Annotated in this window: 3 protein-coding genes; 1 reads left to right on the forward strand and 2 read right to left on the reverse strand. The window is 57.4% G+C overall.

Going from position 1 to position 1,527, the window contains the following annotated elements; translation table 11 throughout:
• Together H5U08_RS18450 and H5U08_RS18455 are read right to left on the reverse strand one after the other, a co-directional pair.
• Positions 1-234 (reverse strand): hypothetical protein (locus H5U08_RS18450; RefSeq protein WP_297036522.1); only part of this gene is annotated, 234 nt, incomplete at its 3' end.
• An 81-nt stretch (positions 235-315) separates the two neighbouring features.
• Entirely contained in the window at positions 316-447 is a 132-nt protein-coding gene (locus H5U08_RS18455; RefSeq protein ID WP_297036524.1) for a hypothetical protein, read from the reverse strand.
• Positions 448-747: 300 nt separating this feature from the next.
• Between H5U08_RS18455 and H5U08_RS18460 the strand changes: the two genes are divergently transcribed.
• The coding region (locus tag H5U08_RS18460; RefSeq protein WP_297036526.1) for a tetratricopeptide repeat protein at positions 748-1,527 on the forward strand (780 nt) is incomplete at its 3' end.

Here is a 1,527-nt window from a genome sequence, read left to right on the forward strand (position 1 = left end):
AAAGCTGCCAAAACTACCGATACCCATCGAATACAGGATCCATCCCAGATAGTTGAACAGGCCCCCCAGAAGAAAGGAGACGCCGAGGTCCACACGGATATTGTGCGCCGGCTTCTCAAGGCACTGGACGACCTCCCCGACGTGCAGCCCGAGGAAAGGCGGCAGCTGCGTCGAATCCTCCTCGATTCTGACAGGCAACTTGTGCAGGCACTGAAGTCTCCCGAGGCGCCGCATCCAGCCTCGAAAGAGTCCAAAAGGAAGGAGCAGAAACGCTCGCACGATGGGGAAACTGCCCCATCCAACGAAGGACCCCGGTCACCGCTTATCAAGGCCCTGCTCGAGCTGCTGGACGATATCCCGGAAGACAATGTTGCAGATCGAAATTCCCACGACACGGATACTCTCCGGGAAAATCTCCTGAAGGCCGATAAAATTCTTGCCCAACACCTGGGCCAATCCGCGGTAAACCGAATCAAAGCGGCGAACCGAAAACCGGCTGTTCCTCGTGTTTTCAATCCGCCGCGCAAAGCACCGGCGCAGCCATCCCAAGAGAATAACGGGTCGGAAAAGACAACCCAATGACGCCGATCCAGCCGGGCGTGAAGACATTGTGTCAAGCCGAAGGACCGTTCTTTTCGATACAGTTCATACAGCCGGTCGACGCGATTATGTTTACACCGGCCGATTCTGCTGAGACCTGTTTGGGCTGGCAAACAAAGCCCTTTTCGAATAGAGCGGTTCACGTTTATGACACGGACCCGGCGGAATAACGGAGCGTGGAAGGTCGTCACCGGCCTGATGATCGCCGGCGCTCTCACCTGGTGCGGCTGCCGGTCGTATCCTTGGTCTCCGGAAAGCATGACGAGCAGCAGTGCGGGCCTGACTTCCGGTTCTGGACACCAGCCTGCTCGAAACATAGCGTCCAATCAGGGCTCCTCCGCCAAACAACCGCAAAAGAACTCCCAGCAGGACGCTGAGTACATTGCCCAACTCGCAAAAGGGCGGACCTTGGAACGGGCGGGGAAACTCGACGCAGCCCGTGAAATCTACGAACGGCTCATTGTTTGGGCCCCCGACAGGTATGAGGCATACCATCGCCTCGCCGTCGTCTGCGACCGCCAGCAAAGATTCCTGGAAGCCGAATCACTCTATGCGCAAGCCATTCGGCTTAATCCCAAAGACCCCGATCTATTTAACGACCTGGGCTATTGCTACCTGCTGCAGGGGAAACTAGACAAAGCCGAACGAGCACTGCTGAAAGCGGTTGGTATTGCCCCTGCCAATGAGCGCTACCGCAACAATCTGGGCCTTGTGTACGGTTACCAGGGCCGATACCAGGAAGCTCTTGAGCAGTTCCGCCGCGGGGGGAGCGAGGCTGACGCATGGTACAATCTCGCCTATGTCCAGTGGGTCCGAACGGAAGTCGACGCGGCACGGCAATCACTGGAAAAGGCCCTCGCAATCAACCCCGGTCACGAGCTGGCTAGGGAAAGCCTTCTGCGACTTTCCACCGGTCAATCGTTCTTC

This window comes from Thermogutta sp., assembly GCF_014359955.1.
Taxonomy (GTDB): Bacteria; Planctomycetota; Planctomycetia; order Pirellulales; family Thermoguttaceae; genus Thermogutta.